Origin of the sequence: Clostridium sp. UBA7791, from assembly GCF_002480755.1 — a bacterium.
In the GTDB taxonomy this organism is placed as follows: domain Bacteria; phylum Bacillota; class Clostridia; order Clostridiales; family Clostridiaceae; genus Clostridium_J; species Clostridium_J sulfidigenes.
The window spans coordinates 377,432-399,319 of the sequence record NZ_DLCT01000013.1 but is presented as its reverse complement, the minus strand read 5'-3'; the positions used below and the strand labels follow the sequence as shown (position 1 = coordinate 399,319).

Below are 21,888 nucleotides of genomic sequence, written 5' to 3'. Positions count from 1 at the left end.
ATACTAAAAGAACACATATAATATAAATATTAAGCATATCTTTAAAGAAATATTTTTTCAAGAATATTGACAAACTTATTGCCAAATTAAAAGATTATATAATATAAAGGAGAAGATAAGAAATGTTTAGTTATAAAATATTAGATAAAACAAGTATTGAAACACTTCATAAAACGTTTTCAGATGCATTTTCTGATTATCAGGTTAAGATGGATTTACCTATCTGGAAGTTTAAGCAAATGCTTCAAAGAAGGGGTTATGTCTCCGAAATGTCCATAGGTGCATTTAAAAGTGAAATGTTAGTAGGATTCGTTTTAAATGGATTTAGAAATTGGAATGGAAAATCAACAGTATATGATCTTGGGACAGGCGTTACAGTTGAATATAGAAGACAAGGTATCACAAGCAATATGCTTTTAAATATCAAAAAAGAGCTTAAAGAAAAGCAAGTAGAGCAATATTTGCTTGAAGTAATTAAATCTAATACATCTGCGGTTGAACTATATAAAAAACAAGGCTTCGAGATTCAAAGAGAGTTCCAATGTTTTCATCTAGATAAAAATAAATATAATCCAATAACAACCTATATGGTTGAACATGTTGACAAAATTAACTTAAGACAATTAACAGGATTTTGGGATTTTCAGCCATCTTGGCAGAACTCTATTGATTCTATAAGTGCTATACCAGAAGAATTTCAATATTCTATTGTGCGTTTTGATAACAAAATTGTTGGCTATGGAATTATTGATAAGAAAACAGGAGATATTCCACAAATAGCAGTGAATAAGGATTATAGGGGTAAAGGAATTGCAAGAAGTATAATTACAGATATGATAAAAAATACAGATCCACATAAAATTAGCGTTCTTAACGTAGATGATCAATCTGAATCTACTAAAAACTTTTTACTCCAATTAGGGTTTGAATATAGTGTTAGTCAGTATGAAATGCTTTTGAAGATATGATTTTATTGATCTGACATAACATAGGCTGGCTACTCAACTCGGGTAATATATTGTGGTATTATAGCATGCGTATATTGAAAAATAAGTAGGTTATAGAAATATATATTATGGGGATTTTAAGCATGCATACAACTGATGTTATAGGCAATTGAGTAGAGTTGATGACTAATAAGTTTAACATGTACTTTGGTTTATATATGGATGAAAAAGGAGTCATTTAGATATATAGAGCTATAAGAAATAGAGGAGTGAAAAAATATGAAAAGAACAATGCTAAAGAGTTCAGTAATTATGAAATTAAAAGAAAAGATTGAATTAGGAAACACTGAAGCTATACAAGTGTTTTGGAATAACATAGAGAAAGGTAATGCTCCATTAATAGAGAAGATAGATGGTGATTCGGAAAATAGTTTAGTTACTTTTGTTTATAAGGGCAATGGAGATATTGAAAATATAGTTCTTATATTACCAATAGGGAGAGATAACTTAGAGGAAAATAAAATGGAGAGACTTTTAGATACAGATATATGGTATGCAAGCTATGAAATTAATAGCAAATTACGCTTTCAATACTCTTTTTCTGTTAATGATTCTCTTGATGTTAATTGTGAAAAGAGATGGAATAACTTAGAATATGATAAGTTAAATAAAAATATATTAGTTTTTAAAGGTGAAAATGATGATGAAGATGAAGTAGATTCATATGTAGTAATGCCAAATGCAGAGGAAGAATTTTGGGTTAAAGAAAGAAATGATACTCATAAAGGAATCATACATGAACACGAGTTTTATAGTGAAAATATAGAAGGTAGTCGTAGAGTTACTATTTATACACCTTATGGTTATGATGAAGATGATAAACCTTATAAGTTTTTAGTTCTAACTGACGCGGAGGAGTACATTAATATTCTTTCAGCTAGAAATGTAATAGATAATGTAATAGCAGATAAAAAAATTGAACCTATAGTTGCAATATTTATTGGCTCTATAGGAATGAGAGATAAAGAATTAAGTTGTGATGATGCCTTTGGAGATATGATTGTTAAAGAACTACTTCCATGGATTAGAAATAATTATAATATTTCTGGTCAAGCTGATGAAGCTATAATTGGAGGATTAAGTTTAGGTGGATTGACGGCATCATATTTAGGATTAAAACATTCCGAAGTTTTTGGAAATGTACTTTCTCAATCAGGTTCCTATTGGTACAAACCAAAAGATCATGATGGTCATGAACTAGATTGTTGGATAAGTACTAAATTTAAGACAATAGAAAAGTTACCACTTAAGTTTTATTTAAATGTAGGGGTTCTAGAACATAAAGAAGGTATGATTGGTACAAATAATATATTAAAAGATGTTTTAATAGAAAAGGGATATGATGTCTATTTTGAGTACTTCAATAGTGGACATGATTACTTATCATGGGGTGAAACATTGGCTAATGGATTAATTTCATTAATAGGAGAAACTTGCTATTAAATATATGGCTAAATAGTATATTCTGAGTATGATTTCCAAAACTAACATATAATGTTTACAAATATTTCAATTAGGTGTATAATTTTCATATGTAACAGTGTAATTTTGAAAGGTGGAGTGCCATTCGGTCAAATTAGTACTATGTAATCAAAAAGTATAATTTGGCACGGAGAAGTAAGATAGAATCATTTATTAAAATAGAGTGGTAAAACTGTTTGATGTGACAGTTTATTTGGTGAACCATTTTATTAGTATATGATTTTATTTTACTCTCTAGGCAATTGAACTATCTTTTTATGATAGAAGTCGTAGAGTAAAATCTACGGCTTTTTATTTTATTTAAATTATACTGTTACATTTATATTTTATATAAAAAGATTAATTTAAGAAGGAGATATTATTATGAAAAGGCCATATGTAAACTTAAAAAGTGAAAATAAAATTAATGATTTTATGTTAGAATTACAAAATAGTATAAAAAAGCTTAAATCTTTGGAAGGAGTAATTGGAATAACCCTAAATGGAGGGATGTCTCGAGGTTATGTAGATTATCTATCTGAAATTGACATAGTTATTTATTTAGATAAAGAAAATTATGAACTATGGAATAATGGAAAATCACCTATACCAATTGGGATTACAATGGCTCAAAAATATCTTTACGATATAAAGATATTAAATTTGGAGGAAGAAAAACAGAAATCTTGGGATAGTATTGCTTTATGGGATTTATCTTACGCAAAAATTTTATATGATCCCAATGGAGAAATAAAAAAATTTGTAAGAGATAAACTTATAAATAAACCAGAACCATTACAAGCTGAAGGATTACTTTTTGATTGTTGGTGGTATTTTAGATTAGCAGGTGATATATGGATTCATAGGGGGGATACAGTGCAAGGTCATTATATGATTAATAATGCTGTCACTAAGTTAGTAGAAGCTCTATTTATAGTAAATGGTGAATACATTCCACATGAAAAATGGATTATTCATTTTAGTAGAACTCTTTCTTGGACACCAACACAATGGGAAACAAGAATTCTTGAAGTAATGAGTACAGGAGATTTATCATTAGAAAGTTTAATTAATAGGCAAAGTGTTATTGAAAAGTTATGGGAAGAAATAGATTTATATATTGTTGAAAAAGAGTGTCCACATTTTAAGCTTAGAGTTATGCAAAAAAGCTTTTATGACTTACTTAAACTGCTATTTGAAAATGATTTTGTAACAGTTGAGGAATGGAGTGAAAATGCCAGTTTATCCTTTTTATCAGGAGAACCTTTTTTTAGTTTTGTAACTATTAAAAATGGAAAAATAATTGTTGATAAAGAAAAAGCTTTTTCAATAAAAACCGAGGATTTATATTATTGGCATTATGAAATTTTAGAAAAAGTATTATTAGAAATATAAGGTTTATTAATAAGTGGTATATTAGTAGAGTGATTAAGAGAAGAAAAATGCTCTTTTTTATTCGCAATGAAGGTCAAGAAATAGAATTCTTTATGATATATACTTTAGATATTGGAGGTGGAAGAATGAGTGAGGCTGAAACTATTATGGCGGTACAACGTATGCAAGAGTACATTGATGTTAATATTTTAAGAAAGATTACGTTAAAAGAACTAGCTGTTGTGGCAGGATATTCACCATGGCATGCTGCAAAACTTTTCAAAGAAGTTACTGGTAAGGCACCATTTGACTATATTCGTGCATTAAGGCTTACTAAAGCTGCGTTAATACTACGTGATAGTAATGAAAAGATTATAGATGTAGCGATGGATTTTGTCTTTGACTCACACGAGGGGTTTACAAGAGCATTTTCAAAGGAATTTGGGATGCCGCCAAGAAGATATAGTCAATGTACACCACCAATAAAACTATTTATGCCTCAGAAAGTTTTCGATACCTACCGTGCATTTCATAAAGGAGGAAAAAAGATGAGTGATAATTTTAATACCAAATCTGTATTTGTACAGGTTATTCAGCGTCCTTCACGAAAGGTTTTGTTAAGGCGAGGGAAAAAAGCAACGGGTTATTTTGAATATTGTGAAGAGGTAGGGTGTGATGTATGGTCAGTACTAACAAGTGTAAAAGAAGCCATATATGAACCAATTGGAATGTGGCTGCCAAAACATCTTATTAAAGAAGGAACATCACAATATGTGCAAGGTGTAGAAGTTCCCATTGACTACACAAATGATATTCCTAATGGGTATGAACTTATAGAATTACCACCTTGCAAATTAATGATTTTTCAAGGTGAATCCTATAATGATGATGATTTTATGGATGCAATCGATGAAGTGTGGAATCATATTGAAAAATTTGATCCTACTGTTTATGGATATCAGTGGGCACCAGAAACTGCACCAAGATTTCAGCTTGCACCAATGTGGGGTACAGAGGATATATTGAAGCACGCCCTATTAAATCAATAGGTTAAATACTAGATACAAAAACTATTTTAAAGGCACTAAGATAATAAAATCTTGGTGCTTTCTTTCTACGTGTTACTTATTGTACTATAATCCTTTTGGTATTAGCACTATATACAAGCAATATTGTTAACCTTATAAAAATTATTTTAACTATACCACTTCTGTAATAAAAAACAATTTAAAAATCTAACTTTCATTAGGATGAAATCATAGTGATAGTAGTGCATAGCTGATAATAAAATATTATAATAAAGTAAAAGATAAATATGACTAGTTCTCTATATAAATATTTACATAGGGAAATAGGTTTATAGAAAACTATTTATATATTTAACTATAAAACTATATAACTAGTAAACTAGTTGTTCTGGTCATGCGGGTTTGAGGGCTTTTGTTAACTTTGTGGATGTAATAAATAGGCAGGGTTATAGTGAAAATTAGATGGTTATAAAGGTTATGATAGACAAAATAAAAAATACAAATATTATAGTGTTATGATAAGGGTGATTATAATGGTTTATTTAAGTGTTTTTACATTTCCAAATGATGATATAGAATTTGATTTTTTACTAGAGGAAAAAAGAACGTGCTACGACTCCTTTTATCCATTTAAGATATTATCAAAACATAGTTTTGAAAGAATTGATTTTGAACCAGTTACGATTTTATATGGTGGAAATGGTTCGGGAAAATCAACGGCATTAAATGTGATAGCAGAAAAAACAGGGATCAATCGAGATTCTATCTATAATAAATCTAATTTTTATCCTGACTATGTCAATATGTGTGAGATGCAACTTGAAGATGACATCCCTAAAAATAGCAGAATTATAACAAGTGATGATGTATTTGATTATATGTTGAATATCCGAAACCTTAACGAAAGAATTGATCAAAAACGGGAAAAACTTTTTGAAGAATACTTAGATGCAAAATATTCTCATTTCCAAATGAAGTCTATAGAAGAATATGAGCAACTAAAAAAAGTAAATACTGCTAGGAGTAAAACCCAGTCAAAGTTTGTGAGAAATGAAGTTATGGATAATGTAAGGGAGTATTCAAATGGAGAAAGTGCATCTCGATATTTTATTGAAAAAATTGGAGAAAATGGATTATACATATTGGATGAGCCTGAAAACAGCCTTTCTCCCAAACGTCAGATGGAATTAATGAAATTTATCGAGGACTCTGCACGGTTTTTAGGATGTCAATTTATTATATCAACACATTCACCTTTTCTCCTTGCTATGGGTGGAGCAAAAATATATGATCTTGATGAAAATCCAGTTGATGTGAAAAAGTGGACGGAATTAGAAAATGTGCGTTCATATTACGAATTTTTCAAAAGATATGAAAAGGAGTTTTGACGATGTAGGAGATTAGATAGATGATTAGTATTCTATAGCCAATTTAATAAAAGGAAGGATTTCATAGTAAAAATCAGGGTGATTACGAAAATTTATGGTAGACAGAAGAAAGAAAAGTTAGTGACGTCTAATAACTAATAGGAATTACTTTTCAATTCTAGAGCAGGATAATAAAAAAATATCCCGCAATAAAAAGCGGGATAAATTCTATTGGAAAATCATATTTGGTTTTTATGGCAATTAGACAAAATAAGTTTATCTTTTGCTCTATTTATGATATTTTCCTGTACACTCTACCATATCAAGCTCAATCACAGCTGTACCCTTAATCATTTTATCAGGAAGCTCTTTTCCAGCAAACTGCGGAGTGTACTTTTCAACTAGCTTATTTAACACTTCATGTTTATAATCCAAGTCCTCAAGTAGCGAAGCGTTTCCAACAATTACGACGCTATTGTACTCTGCTTCGGTGTCACAGGCATTCTCGATATTGTCAGTCAAGAGACCAAACAATTCATCAACCTCAAAGCATACTTTGGGGTTTCTATTTATATTATCGATTTTTTGTCCCTTTGGTAGACCATGCATATAAATTTTGTTATTGTAATAAACAAAGTGCATGGCAACCACATATGGATAACCATCCTCATTGATAGTAGCTAATCGTCCGGTATCAGCACGATGAAGGAGCTCATCAATCTGCTCCAACGTTAATTGAAACTTCTTCATTCTATATTGCATAACTTAATTATCCTCCTAATCATATAAATTTGATTTCTATTCAAGATATATATGTACTTGATATAGAATTAAACATATTGTAGCATAGAAGTGAACCTATTAAAAGTTACACTTATATGATATAATATAGGATACACTTTGGTATAAGGATGGTTATAATTATATGATTTATATTCAAGAAAATTCAAATGATCCAATGTATCTTCAAATTTATAATCAGGTCAAAAAAGATATTGAACAAGGAAATATTGCACATGGAGAACGGCTTCCAGGTATTCGTACACTAGCCCAAACATTAGGTATTGCACGCAATACTGTCAGTCAGGCTTATACCCAACTTGCTGTGGAGGGATATATTCAAGCAAGACATGGGTCAGGATTTTTTGTTATGGATACTTCAAGTGAATTTACGGAGAGAAACTATGTTCCGCAAGGTATAAATGCCTTATCTACCAAAAAATCAGAGCTGAAGAAACCTGTGATTCTATATGATTTTCAGTACGGTACACTTCCTTATGAGCAATTTCCTTTCAAGTTATGGCGAAAATACACATCTCAAATTCTCCTATCATCGCAAAAAGAAGTAGTTAATCATTATCCAGATAAACAGGGTGATCTGTTTTTAAGAGAAGAAATCGGAAAACACCTGTACAAATCAAGAGGTATGGTTTGTAGCAAGGAACAAATTATCATCGGTAGTGGGCTACAATATTCCTTAAACATTTTGTGCACTCTTTTGCGTAAAGAAAATGACACCATTGCAATGGAGGAACCAGGATATAATGGAGCAAGGGATGTATTTATAAACAACAATTATAACGTGTATGCAATCCCAGCTAGTAAAGATGGACTTATCCTTTCATCAATTTGCTGCTCTAACGCATGTGCTGCTTATGTAACACCTTCCCATCAATTTCCTTATGGAACTGTAATGTCAATTGTGCAGCGTAAGGAACTTCTTAATTGGGCAAATGTTAACGATGCTTACATCATTGAGGATGATTATGACAGCGAACTCAGATATGATTCCAATCCAGTGCCAGCACTTCACTCTTTAGATGCCGAAGATCGTACTATTTATATCGGAACTTTTTCAAAGTCTCTTTCCCCTTCTCTGAGGGTGAACTATATGGTGTTGCCAGTACGCCTCCTAAAGAGGTATCATAGTTTATTTTGTTCTCATAGTTCTCCTGTATCATGGTTAACGCAACGTGTTTTAGCTGCATATATGAGAGAGGGAAATTATGAGCGTCATATTCGAAAAATGTGCATCGCCTACAAAAGGTGTCATGATATATTTATACAGGAAGCGACGAAAATGTTTGGCAAAAAAGTAATATTACATGGTCGTGGGGCAGGGGTGCATTTCGTTTTGGAGTTCCCGGGTGGTGAAGAACAAGATTGGCTTATTAAACAGGCAGAAAAAGTCGGAGTCAAAGTATATTCTATGATTCCATTTTGGAATGATAGGAATGAATGTCCGCGAAACATTATATTTGTAGGATACAGTTTACTGAATGAACAACAGATACGAGAAGGTATCGCATTGCTACACTCTGCATGGTTCAGTGCATTAACATAATGAAAATTCAATGGTGAAACTTCGGAAGACATGGTAGGTAAATAAATGTATACTAAATATATAATATGGCAAGGATGTTATCCATAAACAAATAGAAAAAGAAATTGAGGATTTTTTTGATAAAAGATGGATAAAAATGCTTTTGATTAATTATATTGAATTATATTGACATAATAATAAACCAATGCTATTCTTATAAAGAATTTAAAAATATAATATAGTATCTTATCAAGAGAGGCAGAGGGACTGGCCCTATGAAGCCCGGCAACCAAAGGTAGTTATTTAAAACTTTATGGTGCTAAATCCAGCAGGATTAACCTGGAAGATAAGAATTGGAAGAACATAACTTCTTGCATTATCTTTTAGGTAAGGCAAGAAGTTTTTTATTTTCAGATGCCTAAGATCACTAAATCTTATACAAAACAATTAAAACATTAATTAACTAAGGAGGAAAAAATGAAAGATAACTTGAAAAAAGGCAGTGCTATTGCTTTGTTACCATTATTTATTTTTATAGCAGTTTTTATGGGGATATCATTAGTTACAAAGGACTTTTATGCTATGCCTGTAACTGTACCATTTTTATTAGCAGCATTAGTAGCATTATTTATGAATAGAAAAGTATCACTAGATAAAAAGTTAGATGTATTCTGCAAGGGAGCAGGAGAACCAAACATCATTTTAATGTGTCTGATATTTATATTGGCAGGGGCTTTTGCAGAGGTTGCTAAAACTATGGGGGCTGTAGAATCTACTGTTAATTTAGGGCTAACATTTTTACCAAGTAACATACTAGTAGCTGGAGTTTTTATAATAGCATGTTTTATAGCAATATCTATAGGTACATCCATGGGAACAATAGTAGCCTTAGTTCCTATAGCTACAGGAATTGCGGCTAAGACAGGTATACCTATAGCTTTAGTGGTTGGAGCTGTAGTTGGTGGAGCAATGTTTGGGGACAACCTTTCTATGATTTCTGATACAACTATAGCAGCTACCAGGACTCAAGGCTGTGAGATGAGAGATAAATTTAGAATGAATTTTACAGTTGTATTGCCAGCAGCAATAATAACAACTTTAATATTTACTTTTATAACATTGGGGCAAGATTCTAAGGTAGTAGGGGATTATTCATATAGTTTAGTTAAAGTTTTACCTTATGTAGGAGTATTACTTGCGGCACTTTTAGGGGTTAATGTGTTATTAGTGCTAGTTGGTGGAATCTTATTTGCAGGAAGCATAGGAATATTTACGGGAGCCTTTGATATAATAGGTCTATTGCAGGCTATAGGCAAAGGAATTGGGGGAATGTCTGAGCTTGTAATAATTTCAATGATAATTGGTGGAATGGTTGAAATTATAAAATTCAATGGAGGAATTGAGTTTATACTAGGATTTATTACAAAAAGAGTTAACAGTAAAATAGGAGCTGAATTTGGAATTGCCACATTAGTAAGTTTAGTTGATATATGTACAGCTAATAACACTATAGCTATAGTTACTGTAGGGCCTATAGCTAAAGATATATCCAATCAATATGATATTGAACCTAAAAGAGTAGCGGGTATATTAGATATGTTTTCTTGTGTGTCCCAAGGAATTATTCCTTATGGTGCACAACTTTTATCAGCATCAGCATTAGCTAAATTGTCACCATTTATCATAATGAAATATCTTTATTATCCATATTTAATGGGGATAAGTGCCCTTATAGCAATTGTATTTGTACCTTATTTAAAATTAAAAATCAAAGAGAAGCTATAAGAATATTCACTTGAAATCATATTTTATTATAAATACTTAGCAAAACAGGAACAGTTTTCTTTAAAGGTTGTTGTTATAATAAAATTAACTTATTAGAACGGGGCAGTTAGAGGTGACATTGAATTATAGACAAGAATCGAAAATATTATTAGTACAAGGTCATTGTATAGTATGTCCCCCAATAAGTATTTACGATAAATCAAGGAAGAAAGGTGATAAATGATGTTAAGTTATTATGGTAGATTATCTTCAGAAGTATATGATATGGATAAGCCTATAGGGCATTCTTTTGGAGATGTAGAATTTTACATGAATAGATTAGAGTCTTGTAAAGGACCTATTCTTGAACCTGCAACAGGAACGGGGCGTATATTAATTCCGCTTTTAGAAAAAGGATTAAATGTGGATGCATTTGATATTTCAAAAGATATGTTAAATATATGTGAGCATAATTGTAAAGAAAGAGGTTTGAATCCTAAACTCTTTGAAGGTAAGATGGAGTCTTTTTCACAAGATACAAAATATGATGCTATTATAGTGCCAACTGGAACCTTCCTTCTACTACATAATAGAGAAGATTCAATAAAAGCATTACAAAACTTTTATAGGCATTTGTCTAATGGTGGTAGATTAATTGTTGATATATTTTTGCAAACAGATATTTCAACAGGTACAGTTTCCACAAAAACTTGGGACTGCTCTAATGGAGATATAATCACATTAGAAAATAAAATTGTAGAGGTTGACTATATAAATCAATATACCATTTCCCATGGGAGATATGAAAAGTGGCGTGAAGGGGTACTTTTACAAACTGAATTGGAGCGGTTCCCATTAAGATGGTATGGTGTAGAAGAGTTCAGACTAATACTTGAAAGTATAGGATTTAAAAATATTGTGATTTCTTCAGACTATAAATTTGGTCAGTATCCATCGAATTCTGAGCAAGTCGTTACCTTTGAAGCTGTTGCTATTAAATAGAAATATATTAATGTTCCCTCAGACTACGGTCTGAGGGATTTTTCCTTTAGGGAGTGATCAAATACGAAAAAGTAATAGCTTTGTGTAGTAGATATAAAAAATTATATTTAAATTTTTGATTAATTATAAATGTTAACGTAGATAAAAAATTACAAATAATATAATATTAATATATAATATTCTCGTATGAAGGTGAAATTTATGAAATGGTTACTAGAAAAATATAATGTGAAAACTATAAAACCATATTTATGGGTATTTTCCATAGGAATAAGTAGTATATGCTATTTTTTTATAAATAATTATCAGAATCCCAAATTACATTCCGTATATACAGATATAGATGATTTAATTCCTTTTGTAAGTGTATTCATTATTCCATATATGATGTATATGCCAAACTTAATAATCTCACTTATAATAATGTGTTATTGTGATGAGGAAAGATATTTCATTTCACTTTTGACTTTAAATATAGTTAATTGTATTTGTCTTATAATTTATCTAAATTTTCAAACCTATGTTCCAAGGCCAATAATAATCCATGATGATTTTCTATGCAATTTTGTAAAGTTTATTTATAGTAGGGACAACCCCTATAATTGTTTTCCTAGTATTCATGTAGCAGCAACTTTTTCAGCTTTAAAGGGAATAAATAAGCTTAAAAATATGCCAACAAAATATAAGCTTGGATTTAATATAGTTGGATGGTTAATTATAATCTCAACTCAATTTGTAAAACAGCATGTGATTATTGATTTGTTGGCTGGGTTAGTTTTAGTGGAGGCAGTTTATAAGTTTATAGAATACTTATTTTACAATAAAAATTACTTAAAGGGATTTATTAAAAATAAAAAGAAAGATGATAAAGTAGAAGCTTTTAAATAAGTCTATTCAATCAAGGAGGGTGAGGCCAGGATTCATTTTACAACTGGCTTTTCACCCTCTTTTTAACTTAAAATTTATAAACAGATTATATTAATTCTAATTCATTACATAAAAAAGTTATGCTTTCCTTTAATCTTTCCTTATTCAAAGAATAATAGCATTTATGATCTCCTTTTTCTACAGTAACTACACCAGACATCATAAGATTGGTCAAGTGATATGATACTGCAGCATTAGAAATTCCAATGGCTTCAGCCAGCTCTAGTCCATAATAATCTTTATTTAGGAGGAGTTTAATAATTGAGAATCTTGTACTATCAGAAACACCTTTAAACACTGAAATATTTTTTTCTATTTCATCCTTACCGTACACAATTTTCACACCATCTCTCATAGGAGAACCAATTATTATGTAACAATCATTTGACTTAGTGGAAGAGCTAAACAAAATACCTGAAAATACAGAAGTAGAAACATGTACTGTATTATAATTTTTAAAGTTTATGCCATTATTTGTTAGCTGATTTAAATAGTCAATGCCATCCTTAGCTAATTTATCTTCAATATAATCATTAAAACTATCTATTTCAACCTTTCTTATTACGTCAATTTCTTCATAGACTTTAAGATAATCACTTATGAAGTTTAAAAAATCCTTCATGTAATCATCTTTGTGGTTAAGAATAGAATATATTTCCCATTTAAATACGGGATTTATTTTTTTTGTTCGTATATATTTTAACAAGGAATCATTGCTTTTGGTAACTTCCTCAGGAGTATAATTCTCCAGCATAAGCTCTTCTAGCTCATTGTTAATTTTGTGGGCTAGTCTTTTTCTCAAATCATCAGTTTCTATATTTCTAAAAAAGTCTAAATAGTCATTTAAAGTTTCAAAGTTCCATATGTCATCAAAAGTAAATACATCTTTAGTATAAACATCTTCATTAAAAAATAACTGAAAGTTATCAAAGTTAACCTTATCAGTTTCTATAATTGAATCTATTACCTTTTCTATTTTTTCATTTCTTTTAAATGAAGTTTCACTTAAATCTTTTTTATCAGCCTCTCTATTGTTTATTATGGATAAACTTAAAAATACGTCAATGATTTCACCTGGGTTTTTGTTAAATTTAATATCCATAAAGCCCCCCTTATTTATCTATATTTCATTGAAAAATTATAACCACATAATAATATTGATTTCATGTATTGTCAAGAATAAAAAAGAAATTGATTTTATATTGTTAAAATTTAAATAATAAAAATTTGATAGATTATTCAGAATTATGAATAAAAATATTTACTTATCTAATTTTAGATGATATTATATAAAATATAAGTTTTCATTTAATCTTAAATAAAATAAAAACTTATATAAATTTAGATTAAATAAAAAATATCATCATTGATCTGACAGAACTAAAAATTAAATAAGGAGGATTTTTAAATGCTAAAGGTATCAAAAAAGTTTTTATCATTAACCTTATCCGCTTTAATGCTTTTTTCTATAGGCAATCCTGGAGTCTATGCAGCAGAGAATACTAACTCAAAAGCTAAGACAAGTAGTTATGACGATGAAAAAGCAATAAGTGACAAGCTGCATTCTTTTACACGAGGTGATAACGAAGAGGTAAATCCTAATGAATTAGTAAGGTTAATTGTAAAATTGAACAAGCCTTCAGCCTCAGAATTGATTAAAGGAGGCAGTACCTCAGAATTATTTAAGGGAGGTAGTGCTACCGACGCAGTAAAGGTTAAAAAACAAGTTATACAAAGTCAAGCATTCATAAAGACCAAGGTAAAAAATATATCAAAATCAGAAATAAGGAACTCATTTGGATACTTAATAAATGGATTCAGTACAACAGCAAAAAGAAGTGACATAGATAAAATAAAAGCTATACAAGGGGTAAACGATGTAGAAATAGTAAACAGCTATAAAATTGATATGAATAGTGCAGTTGAAATGACCCAAGCTAAACAAGTTTGGGACGAGCTAGGTTATAAGGGACAAGGTACTGTAGTATCAGTAATTGACAGCGGTATAGATGTTACTCATAAGGATTTAAAACTTACAGATATTAAAAAAGCAAAGATAAAGAGTGCGGCTAATTCCTATGGTACTCTAAAGGTACCATACGTATATAATTACGCTGATAAGAACTACGATGTAGTTGATAAAAATATGGCAACAGATATGCATGGAATGCACGTTGCTGGTATAGTTGCTGCAAATGGAGATATAAAGGGTGTAGCACCTGAAGCACAGGTTTTAGGGATGAAGGTATTTTCAAATAATCCAGATAATCCTTCAGCCTTTGCTGATGATATAGTCGCAGCAATTGAAGATTCTGTTATTTACGGAGCAGATGTTATAAACATGAGTCTTGGGGCGCCTTCAGGCTTTGTGGATGCAAATGATTCAGAGCAAGTAGCAATTAAAAAAGCAACTGAAAAGGGTGTAATGGTTGTTGTGTCAGGAGGAAACTCATATTACTCCACATTCCCTGTTAAAAACCCTAATATTCCTGATACAGGATTAGTAGGGTCACCTGGTATTTCAAAGGAAGCCTTACAAGTAGCATCCTTTGAAAATACAATATTAACAGGGGTTTCACTAGATTATAAAGCAGATAACAACGTAAAAGGTCAAATGCTATATACAACAAGTGAAGTAAAACCGGATGATGTTTTAAAAGATGCTGGAGGTTACGACATTGTTGACCTTGGTTCAATTGATAACGATGATACTAATGATACTCTATATGCAAATGCTAAGGGTAAAATAGCTCTAATACAAAAATTAGATGTAACAGGTAAAACCTCATCCTATGGTCAAAAGAAGGAATATGCACAAGAAGCAGGGGCTGTAGGAGTAATATTCTATGGCATTGATGATGAACTTGTTAATACAGCTCCAAAGGATGGAGTAACAATTCCTTGTATTTGTATATCGAAAAAGGATGCAGAGATTCTTAAAAGTCTAATTAGCAGTAATTTAAAATTAAATTTTAATGGAAGTATTATTTCTGCAGGTAATTCAAATATAGGAAAAATGTCAGACTTTTCTTCCTGGGGTCCAACTCCAAATTTAGAGTTTAAACCTGAGATAACAGGAGTTGGAGGAAATATTTGGTCACTTGCTAATGATGATAAGTACCAATCAATGAGTGGTACATCAATGTCTTCACCACATGTAGCAGGAGCTGAAGCTTTGATATTGGGAGGTAAGAAGACACAAAAACTTAGTGTGCCAACTGGTGAACTTATTAATTTTACAAAAAATATAAGCATGAATACATCTAAGATATTACTTGGTGCTAATGATGTACCTATATCTCCAAGAAATCAGGGTGCTGGTTTAATTCAAATAAAGGATGCAATAAACAATAATGTAACTGTAACCTATAATGGAAAAGCAGCAGCAGCTCTTAAGGAAATAGGAAAAGAAAAGACATTTGAATTAAATGTTACAAACTATGGAGATAAGGCAGCAACCTATACCCTGCAAAATGGAGGAGTGTTAACTGAGATTAAATCGAATACAGATAAAGAAGGAAATGTTACTTCAAATGTACATGATATCAACATAGATGGAGCAAAAATGACATTTAGTAATAATTCAGTTACAGTAGAACCAGGTAAGACAGTAAATGTTTCAGTTACAATAACAATACCTACTGGTTTTGAAACAGAGCAGTTTGTTGAAGGATATGTTAAATTTAAGTCTGAAACTGATGGAGCACCATCACTTTCCATACCATATCTCGGCTTTTATGGTGATTGGTCTAAACCACTAGTAGTAGACAAGCCTCAGTGGGATCCAAATCACGTTGCAGATGGCTCCATACTAGTTGGTTCACATGCTTTTGGAGCTAGATGGTTAGGAGTAGCTAGAGGAGCTGATGAAGTCCCTTATACTATTCCAGAAAATGTTGCAATATCAACAGTAACAGAGGATTATTTAAGACCTGTATATGCAAATTTAAATATTATAAGAAATGCTAAGGAAATTAAGACGGAAATTGTAGATAGTAAAGGCAAAATTATTAGAAATCTTGGTGTGGAATATGACGTTAGAAAGAATACGACTATGCCTTATAAGACAACAGGAAAAAGTATTTATTCAAGTAGATGGGATGTCAAAGTTTACAATCAAACAACAAAAGCTTATGAATACGTAAAAGATGGACAATACTACTATAGAATTAAAGCAAAAGCAGATATTGAAAACGCAAAAGAACAAGTTTTTGATATGCCTATTAAGGTTGACTCAGTAGCACCAAAAATAGAAATTGTATCAGAGGATACTATAGATACTTTAGAAAATGGATATACATTAAAATGGAAGGCTAGTGATGAGCTTTCAGGACTTGCTAGAGAAGTTTTTGCTGATGGAAGAGATACTGGTGCTCCTATGGTTAAGGTTAATGGTACTAGAATATCTAGTTTACTAAATTCAGCAAAACTAACAATTGATAATGGTGTATTTAACTTCACTGTTAAAAAGGGTGATTTAAGAAAAGGACAAAATGTAATAACTGTAGATATCACTGACAATGCAGGAAATTCAACTACTGCTACATTTAACCTTTTAGTTAAGAGTGGAGCAATACCAACTAATGCAACAAGAACTACAAACTGTACTAATGGATTTGCATATAAAGACGTTGCAGATGGGAAATATACTGTAAAAGGTGTTATAGGTGATAATGTTGAAACATTAACAGTAAATGATGTTCCAGCAACTTTAGACAAAAACTTAGGTACTTTTAGTGCAACTATACCTGTTAAGGATCAAGAAGAAAATACTATAACTTTAGTACCAAAGGATAAGGATGGTAACATTATTACAGACATATTTAGGGATGGAGTATATAATGTAATTTTTGACACAAAAGTACCAGAGATTACCGTTGATGAATCTGATATGCTTCCATGTGATTTAGATGGTATTACTGAAAAAATTGTAACAAATAAAAATACAATCACAATTAAAGGAAAAATAAATGAGAAATTTTTAAGTGATTTCAGAATTAATAATAATAAAGTAGTTGTAGAAAATAATGAATTTTCTACTGATATAACTGTGCCAGATGGGCCTAGCGTATTAGATGTTACAGCTACAGATGAGGCTGGGAATATTACAATAAAATCTTACTTCGTTGTGGCAGATATACCGGAAAATACCCTTTCATATCAATTTAACATTCAATCAAATATGATATTAACTGCTGAGGATGTAGAAAAGGGCGATGACGGAAAATATTATATTCCTGTAGCATGTAAGCTTAGTAAGAATGTAAAGCAAATAAGAATACAAGACAAGGTAGTACCTGTGAAAGATCTAGTAGCAGGGGCTTACGTTCCTATTGAAGACGGAATTGTAAAAATATCAGTATATATAGAGGATACTGATGGGACTGTTGTAGCAGATTATATGTACAAACTTTACTTTGATTCAACAGCACCAGAAATAAACTTAAAATCATCATATGCTGTAAATACAAATGCTGATGATAAGTCAGACTATTTAGTAAAACTTAATCTAGATGGAACAGTTACTTTAAGCGGAGACGTTACAGATAATGCTTTTGGCTATTCATTCTTTATAAACGGAGAACAAGAAGCTAATGCGCAATATTTAGAAGCTTTAGGGGCAGATGGAACGCTTAGAGAATTTAATAAAAAGGTTTCAGCTAAGGTTGGAGATGTAATTGAATTAAAAGCAGTGGATTTATTCGGAAACACAACAATAAAGAATCTAACTGTTGTTAAGGGTGATGAAATTCCAACTATAACTGTAACAGGAGTTGAGAAGAACAAGGTATATAGTACTGATGTAACTCCAGTAATTAAAGTTGATAAGGGCACATATGTTGCTACTTTAGATGATAAAAATTATGATGGATCTCCAATTACAGAGGAAGGTGTTCATAAATTAGTAGTAAATGCATCTAACTTAGCAGGGAACTCTTCAACTTATGAAATAAGTTTCACTATAGATAAGACAGCTCCAGTAATAGCAGTAACAGGAGTTGAAGAAGGAAAGGTTTACCAAGGAAGTGTGACACCGGTGATTAGCGTTGATGATAATGAATCAACTATGACTATGACTCTTAATAATAAAGAGTATAAAGGTGAAGAAATTACAGCAACTGGAACTTATGTGCTTGTAATAAATGTTGTTGACAAGGCTGGAAATAAAGCTACTAAGACAGTAAACTTTACTGTAAAAGAAGTAACATCAACAAAACCAACCAAACCAACAACACCACCAGCACCGACAAAACCAACCAAACCAACAACATCGAAAACACCAACTGCATCAACTACAAAGGTACAAACTACAACAGAAAAAACTTCAGTTATTCCAAAGACTGGTTCTGTGTTTGGTTCAAATGGAATGTTAGCAGTAGGTTCAATGTTATCAACTCTAGGAGTTGTAGTATTAGTAAATAAAAGAAAAAGAAGAATGTAACAATAGAATTTAGGAGTATTTACTATTATAAATTAAGAGGGAGACGTGAGTCTTCCTCTTTTTGAGTCGAAAGTTAGTGGCATTTCTAAGTATGTGAAATAGAAGTAATTAATTCCCATGTTAAAGTTGCAACTGAAGATATAATGAAATTTAATGTATAGGTAAATTCAATTAAATAGTAACTTTCTATTTGAAATTCAAATTAGACTGCCTTAAGTGTAAAAGCTATAATTAAGAGTATTGATGTATGGAGGGGAATTATGGGTACTAACATAAGTATTATTTCGGGATTTTTAGGGTGTGGAAAGACAACATTTTTAAATAAAGTAATTCCAAATATGCAAGGAAGTAATGCTTTAATTGAAAATGAATTTGGCAATATTGGCATTGATGGGGATTTAATACAACATAGTCTTCCAATTAAAGAGATTTATTCTGGATGTATTTGTTGTACTGTTACAGAAAATTTTAATAAAGCCTTAGAAGAGTTAGTCTTAGAGTATAAACCAGATAATATATTTATTGAGCCTTCTGGTGTAGGTAGTTTATCAGATATACTAAAGGTTTGTAATAGGGTTTCCTCAAATTCAACCTTAAATATAAAGATTAAGGATGTTATCACCATTGTAGATGTAGATTCCTTCAATGATTACAGTGAGAACTTTGGAAGTTTTTATTTAGATCAAATAGAAAATGCTCAGATGATTTTTTTAAGTCATTTTGAGAATCTAGTGGATAGTGAAGTTGAAGAGATTATTAAGAAAATAAGTTTAATAAATCCCAAGGCTACAATTTTTAAAGAGCCATGGATTTCTTTATCAGGGGAAGAAATTGTTGAAACAATAAACAGTATGGAATCCTATGAAATTGAGTTAAAGGATAGGCCTGCCTTTTTGGCAGCTAATAAGATGTTTGAAACTTTTTCTATAGATAAGCTAAGGACTTTTTCAGAGGAAGAAATAGATAAAGTATTACTTTCTTTAAATCAACAGGAGTATAGTTTTATTGTAAGAGCTAAGGGAATTGTTCAGCTTTCTACAAAGAAACTGGTTTACTTTGATTATACTCCACACCATTATCATTGGGAGTATTTAGAAACGGTAAAAACTACAAAGGTAACCGTAATTGGCAGTAACTTAGATAAGAAAAAAATAGTAGGAATTTTTTATTAATAAATTAGGGGGGTACCATGGGAAAAATAATTGATTATAAATGTACATATGGTAATGAACAGGGAATTAGTAAAGAAATTATTGAAAAAACCAATTTGAAATTTCCTGATGCTTATAAAAATTGGGATAGTATGGTGACACTTGCAAAGGAGCTTAAGGAATACTATAAGGACAATGTTTGTACACTACCCTTCTGTCATACTGTGGAAGGGGAGGCACTAGGGGGAAAAGTTAATCTTGGGGATGAGAATATAGGACCAAGAGCCAAAGAATATATTTGTACAACTACAGAAGAACTGCTAGATTTACCTAAAATTGATTTTTCAAAGGGAAGAATTTCCGAAGTTTTAAAAGCCTGTAAGTCTTTGAGAGAACAAGGTGAAAATGTGGTTTTAAATGTTTCGGGACCATTTACAATAATGAATGTTTTAATTGAACCAAGGGTTGTTTTCAAAACTTTTAGAAAGAATCCAGAGTTAATTAGGGAAGTTTTTAATAAATTTCAACATGAAATAATTGAATTTATAGAAGAAGCACAAAAAGTAGGGGTAAACATCATTAGCTATGCAGACTCTTCTGGGGGAGTTAATATTCTTGGACCTAAGTTTGCAGAACAAGTAGTGGAAATGTTTACTTATCCTTTATTAAAAACAATGGATAAAATCATAAATGAAGAAATCATAATAGTACTTTGTCCGAAAACTACTTTTTCTTTATTAGGAACTGATAAAGCAGTGTGGAAGGATGTTTCTTTAGGAGGACCTTTAAACTATGAAGAAGGTTGCATAAAGGCTATAGGACTAGCAAAGTTTGTTGGACAAACATGCATGAAAAATAAAGACTTTCAGTTAAAAGATGGGGTTATTAAAACCCTTGAATTACTATAAATAAATAACACCTTAAAAAAAGGAGATGGTTGTATATGCACAAGGATGATAAAATGACCCCAATTGAAAGGTTAAATGCCTTCATGACAGGAAAACCTATGGACAGAATACTTGCAATGCCTGTAGCTTGCTCTATGTCTGGACTAGCATTAGGAATGACCCACAAAGAGAAAAGAAGTAGTGCGTTAAATGAAGCTAAAGCACAGATAGCTTGTTATGAAAGGTTTGGAAACGATTTATTAGTGGTTGAATATGGATTACATGGTGTAGGTATTGCATTAGGTAGTAAGATGAATGATCCAGAGGAATCTGTACCAGCAATTATGAGTTATGTTTTAGAGGATTTAAATGATATAGATAAACTTGATATGTCAAAGTTAGAATTAAAAAACGATAAACTTTTCCAATTACATATTGAGGCTGCAGAAATATTAATTGATAAGCTAGGTAAAGAGGTTCCAACAGGGGTTTTAATATCTGGACCCTTTACTGCAGCAGCAAGTATTTATAAAACAGAAAATTTTTTAAGAGCAACTAGAAAAAATCCAGAAAAAGTACATGAGTTAATTAAGTTTTGCACAGAAGCATTAAAGATGATATGTAGAGAATTTATAAAACGAGGTGTTCTTATATTGCTATGTGACCCAATTGCATCAGGAACAATTCTTAATAGAAAACAATATTTAGAATTTGTATTACCTTACACTATAGATTTAATGCAGGATATTCATGAGGCAAAAGGCTTAGTTTGTTACCATATTTGTGGAGACACAACATCAATAGTAGGGGATATGGTAAAGTCCGGTTGCGATATGTTAAGTATAGATAATAGAGTTGATTTAGCTTACACAAAACAAGTAGCAGGGGATAAAGTTCCAATTCTAGGTAATGTAGACCCAGTAGAAGTTCTAATTTTAGGAAGTACACAGGAGGTAGATTCTGCAGTAAAAACTTGCATGCAAAAGGCTTATGATAGTCCTTGTGGCTATATTTTAGCATCAGGTTGTGACCTTTCAGGAAATGTTCCTTTAGAGAATATTGATCAATTTATGGCCTCTGCAAGAAAATATGGAAAGTGGCCAATAGATCCGAAAAATTTCATGTAAAAATATATGTTTGAAAAATTTTGTAATT

Annotated in this window: 15 protein-coding genes and 1 riboswitch; of the genes, 13 read left to right on the top strand and 2 right to left on the bottom strand. The window is 31.1% G+C overall.

The features are described 5' to 3' along the window. Positions 1-122: 122 nt before the first annotated feature. From B3Z56_RS17280 to B3Z56_RS17260, 5 genes are all read left to right on the top strand, one after another. The gene (locus B3Z56_RS17280) at positions 123-968 is read left to right on the top strand and encodes a GNAT family N-acetyltransferase (protein WP_346879261.1); all 846 of its coding nucleotides are present in this window, start codon (positions 123-125) and stop codon (positions 966-968) included. Positions 969-1,226: 258 nt separating this feature from the next. Beyond that, on the top strand, positions 1,227-2,450 hold the full coding sequence (locus tag B3Z56_RS17275; RefSeq protein ID WP_346877052.1) for an alpha/beta hydrolase-fold protein: 1,224 nt from the start codon (positions 1,227-1,229) through the stop codon (positions 2,448-2,450). Between the two features lie 402 nt (positions 2,451-2,852). Beyond that, positions 2,853-3,863, top strand: a complete 1,011-nt coding sequence (locus B3Z56_RS17270; protein WP_346879260.1) for a DUF4037 domain-containing protein — start codon at positions 2,853-2,855, stop codon at positions 3,861-3,863. Positions 3,864-3,892: 29 nt separating this feature from the next. Continuing rightward, positions 3,893-4,891, top strand: a complete 999-nt coding sequence (locus tag B3Z56_RS17265; RefSeq protein ID WP_346879259.1) for an AraC family transcriptional regulator — start codon at positions 3,893-3,895, stop codon at positions 4,889-4,891. Between the two features lie 512 nt (positions 4,892-5,403). Continuing rightward, positions 5,404-6,258, top strand: a complete 855-nt coding sequence (locus tag B3Z56_RS17260; protein ID WP_346879258.1) for an AAA family ATPase — start codon at positions 5,404-5,406, stop codon at positions 6,256-6,258. 267 nt (positions 6,259-6,525) lie between these two features. On the opposite strand, the gene B3Z56_RS17255 is transcribed toward B3Z56_RS17260, so the two are convergent. Further along, positions 6,526-6,999: a pyridoxamine 5'-phosphate oxidase family protein gene (locus tag B3Z56_RS17255; protein WP_346879257.1), complete on the bottom strand. Its 474-nt coding sequence runs from the start codon at positions 6,997-6,999 to the stop codon at positions 6,526-6,528. A 163-nt stretch (positions 7,000-7,162) separates the two neighbouring features. On the opposite strand from B3Z56_RS17255, the gene B3Z56_RS17250 reads away from it, so the two are divergent. The 4 genes from B3Z56_RS17250 to B3Z56_RS17235 all read left to right on the top strand — a co-directional run bounded on the left by B3Z56_RS17250 (position 7,163) and on the right by B3Z56_RS17235 (position 12,214). Continuing rightward, complete coding sequence (locus B3Z56_RS17250; RefSeq protein ID WP_346879256.1) at positions 7,163-8,581, top strand: PLP-dependent aminotransferase family protein; 1,419 nt, start codon at positions 7,163-7,165, stop codon at positions 8,579-8,581. Positions 8,582-8,803: 222 nt separating this feature from the next. After that, positions 8,804-8,913: riboswitch (SAM riboswitch) on the top strand. Between the two features lie 124 nt (positions 8,914-9,037). After that, positions 9,038-10,345, top strand: coding sequence for a Na+/H+ antiporter NhaC family protein (locus B3Z56_RS17245; RefSeq protein WP_346846387.1), 1,308 nt, complete (start codon positions 9,038-9,040; stop codon positions 10,343-10,345). A gap of 222 nt (positions 10,346-10,567) precedes the next feature. Continuing rightward, complete coding sequence (locus B3Z56_RS17240) at positions 10,568-11,326, top strand: class I SAM-dependent methyltransferase (RefSeq protein WP_346879255.1); 759 nt, start codon at positions 10,568-10,570, stop codon at positions 11,324-11,326. A 201-nt stretch (positions 11,327-11,527) separates the two neighbouring features. Continuing rightward, positions 11,528-12,214, top strand: coding sequence for a phosphatase PAP2 family protein (locus B3Z56_RS17235; RefSeq protein ID WP_346879254.1), 687 nt, complete (start codon positions 11,528-11,530; stop codon positions 12,212-12,214). 85 nt (positions 12,215-12,299) lie between these two features. Here the strand turns inward: B3Z56_RS17235 and B3Z56_RS17230 are convergent, their stop codons facing one another. Next, the gene (locus B3Z56_RS17230) at positions 12,300-13,355 is read right to left on the bottom strand and encodes an ArsR family transcriptional regulator (RefSeq protein WP_346879253.1); all 1,056 of its coding nucleotides are present in this window, start codon (positions 13,353-13,355) and stop codon (positions 12,300-12,302) included. A 306-nt stretch (positions 13,356-13,661) separates the two neighbouring features. Between B3Z56_RS17230 and B3Z56_RS17225 the strand changes: the two genes are divergently transcribed. From B3Z56_RS17225 to B3Z56_RS17210, 4 genes are all read left to right on the top strand, one after another. Continuing rightward, a complete protein-coding gene (locus B3Z56_RS17225; RefSeq protein ID WP_346879252.1) occupies positions 13,662-18,695 on the top strand; it encodes a S8 family serine peptidase in 5,034 nt (1,677 codons plus the stop codon). A 260-nt stretch (positions 18,696-18,955) separates the two neighbouring features. Beyond that, on the top strand, positions 18,956-19,867 hold the full coding sequence (locus B3Z56_RS17220; protein WP_346879251.1) for a CobW family GTP-binding protein: 912 nt from the start codon (positions 18,956-18,958) through the stop codon (positions 19,865-19,867). A 17-nt stretch (positions 19,868-19,884) separates the two neighbouring features. Continuing rightward, the gene (locus B3Z56_RS17215) at positions 19,885-20,754 is read left to right on the top strand and encodes a uroporphyrinogen decarboxylase family protein (protein ID WP_346879250.1); all 870 of its coding nucleotides are present in this window, start codon (positions 19,885-19,887) and stop codon (positions 20,752-20,754) included. Between the two features lie 35 nt (positions 20,755-20,789). Then, positions 20,790-21,860 carry a uroporphyrinogen decarboxylase family protein gene (locus B3Z56_RS17210; RefSeq protein WP_346879249.1) on the top strand — a complete coding sequence of 357 codons (1,071 nt, stop codon included), beginning with the start codon at positions 20,790-20,792 and terminating at the stop codon, positions 21,858-21,860. The last annotated feature ends 28 nt before the right edge of the window (positions 21,861-21,888 follow it).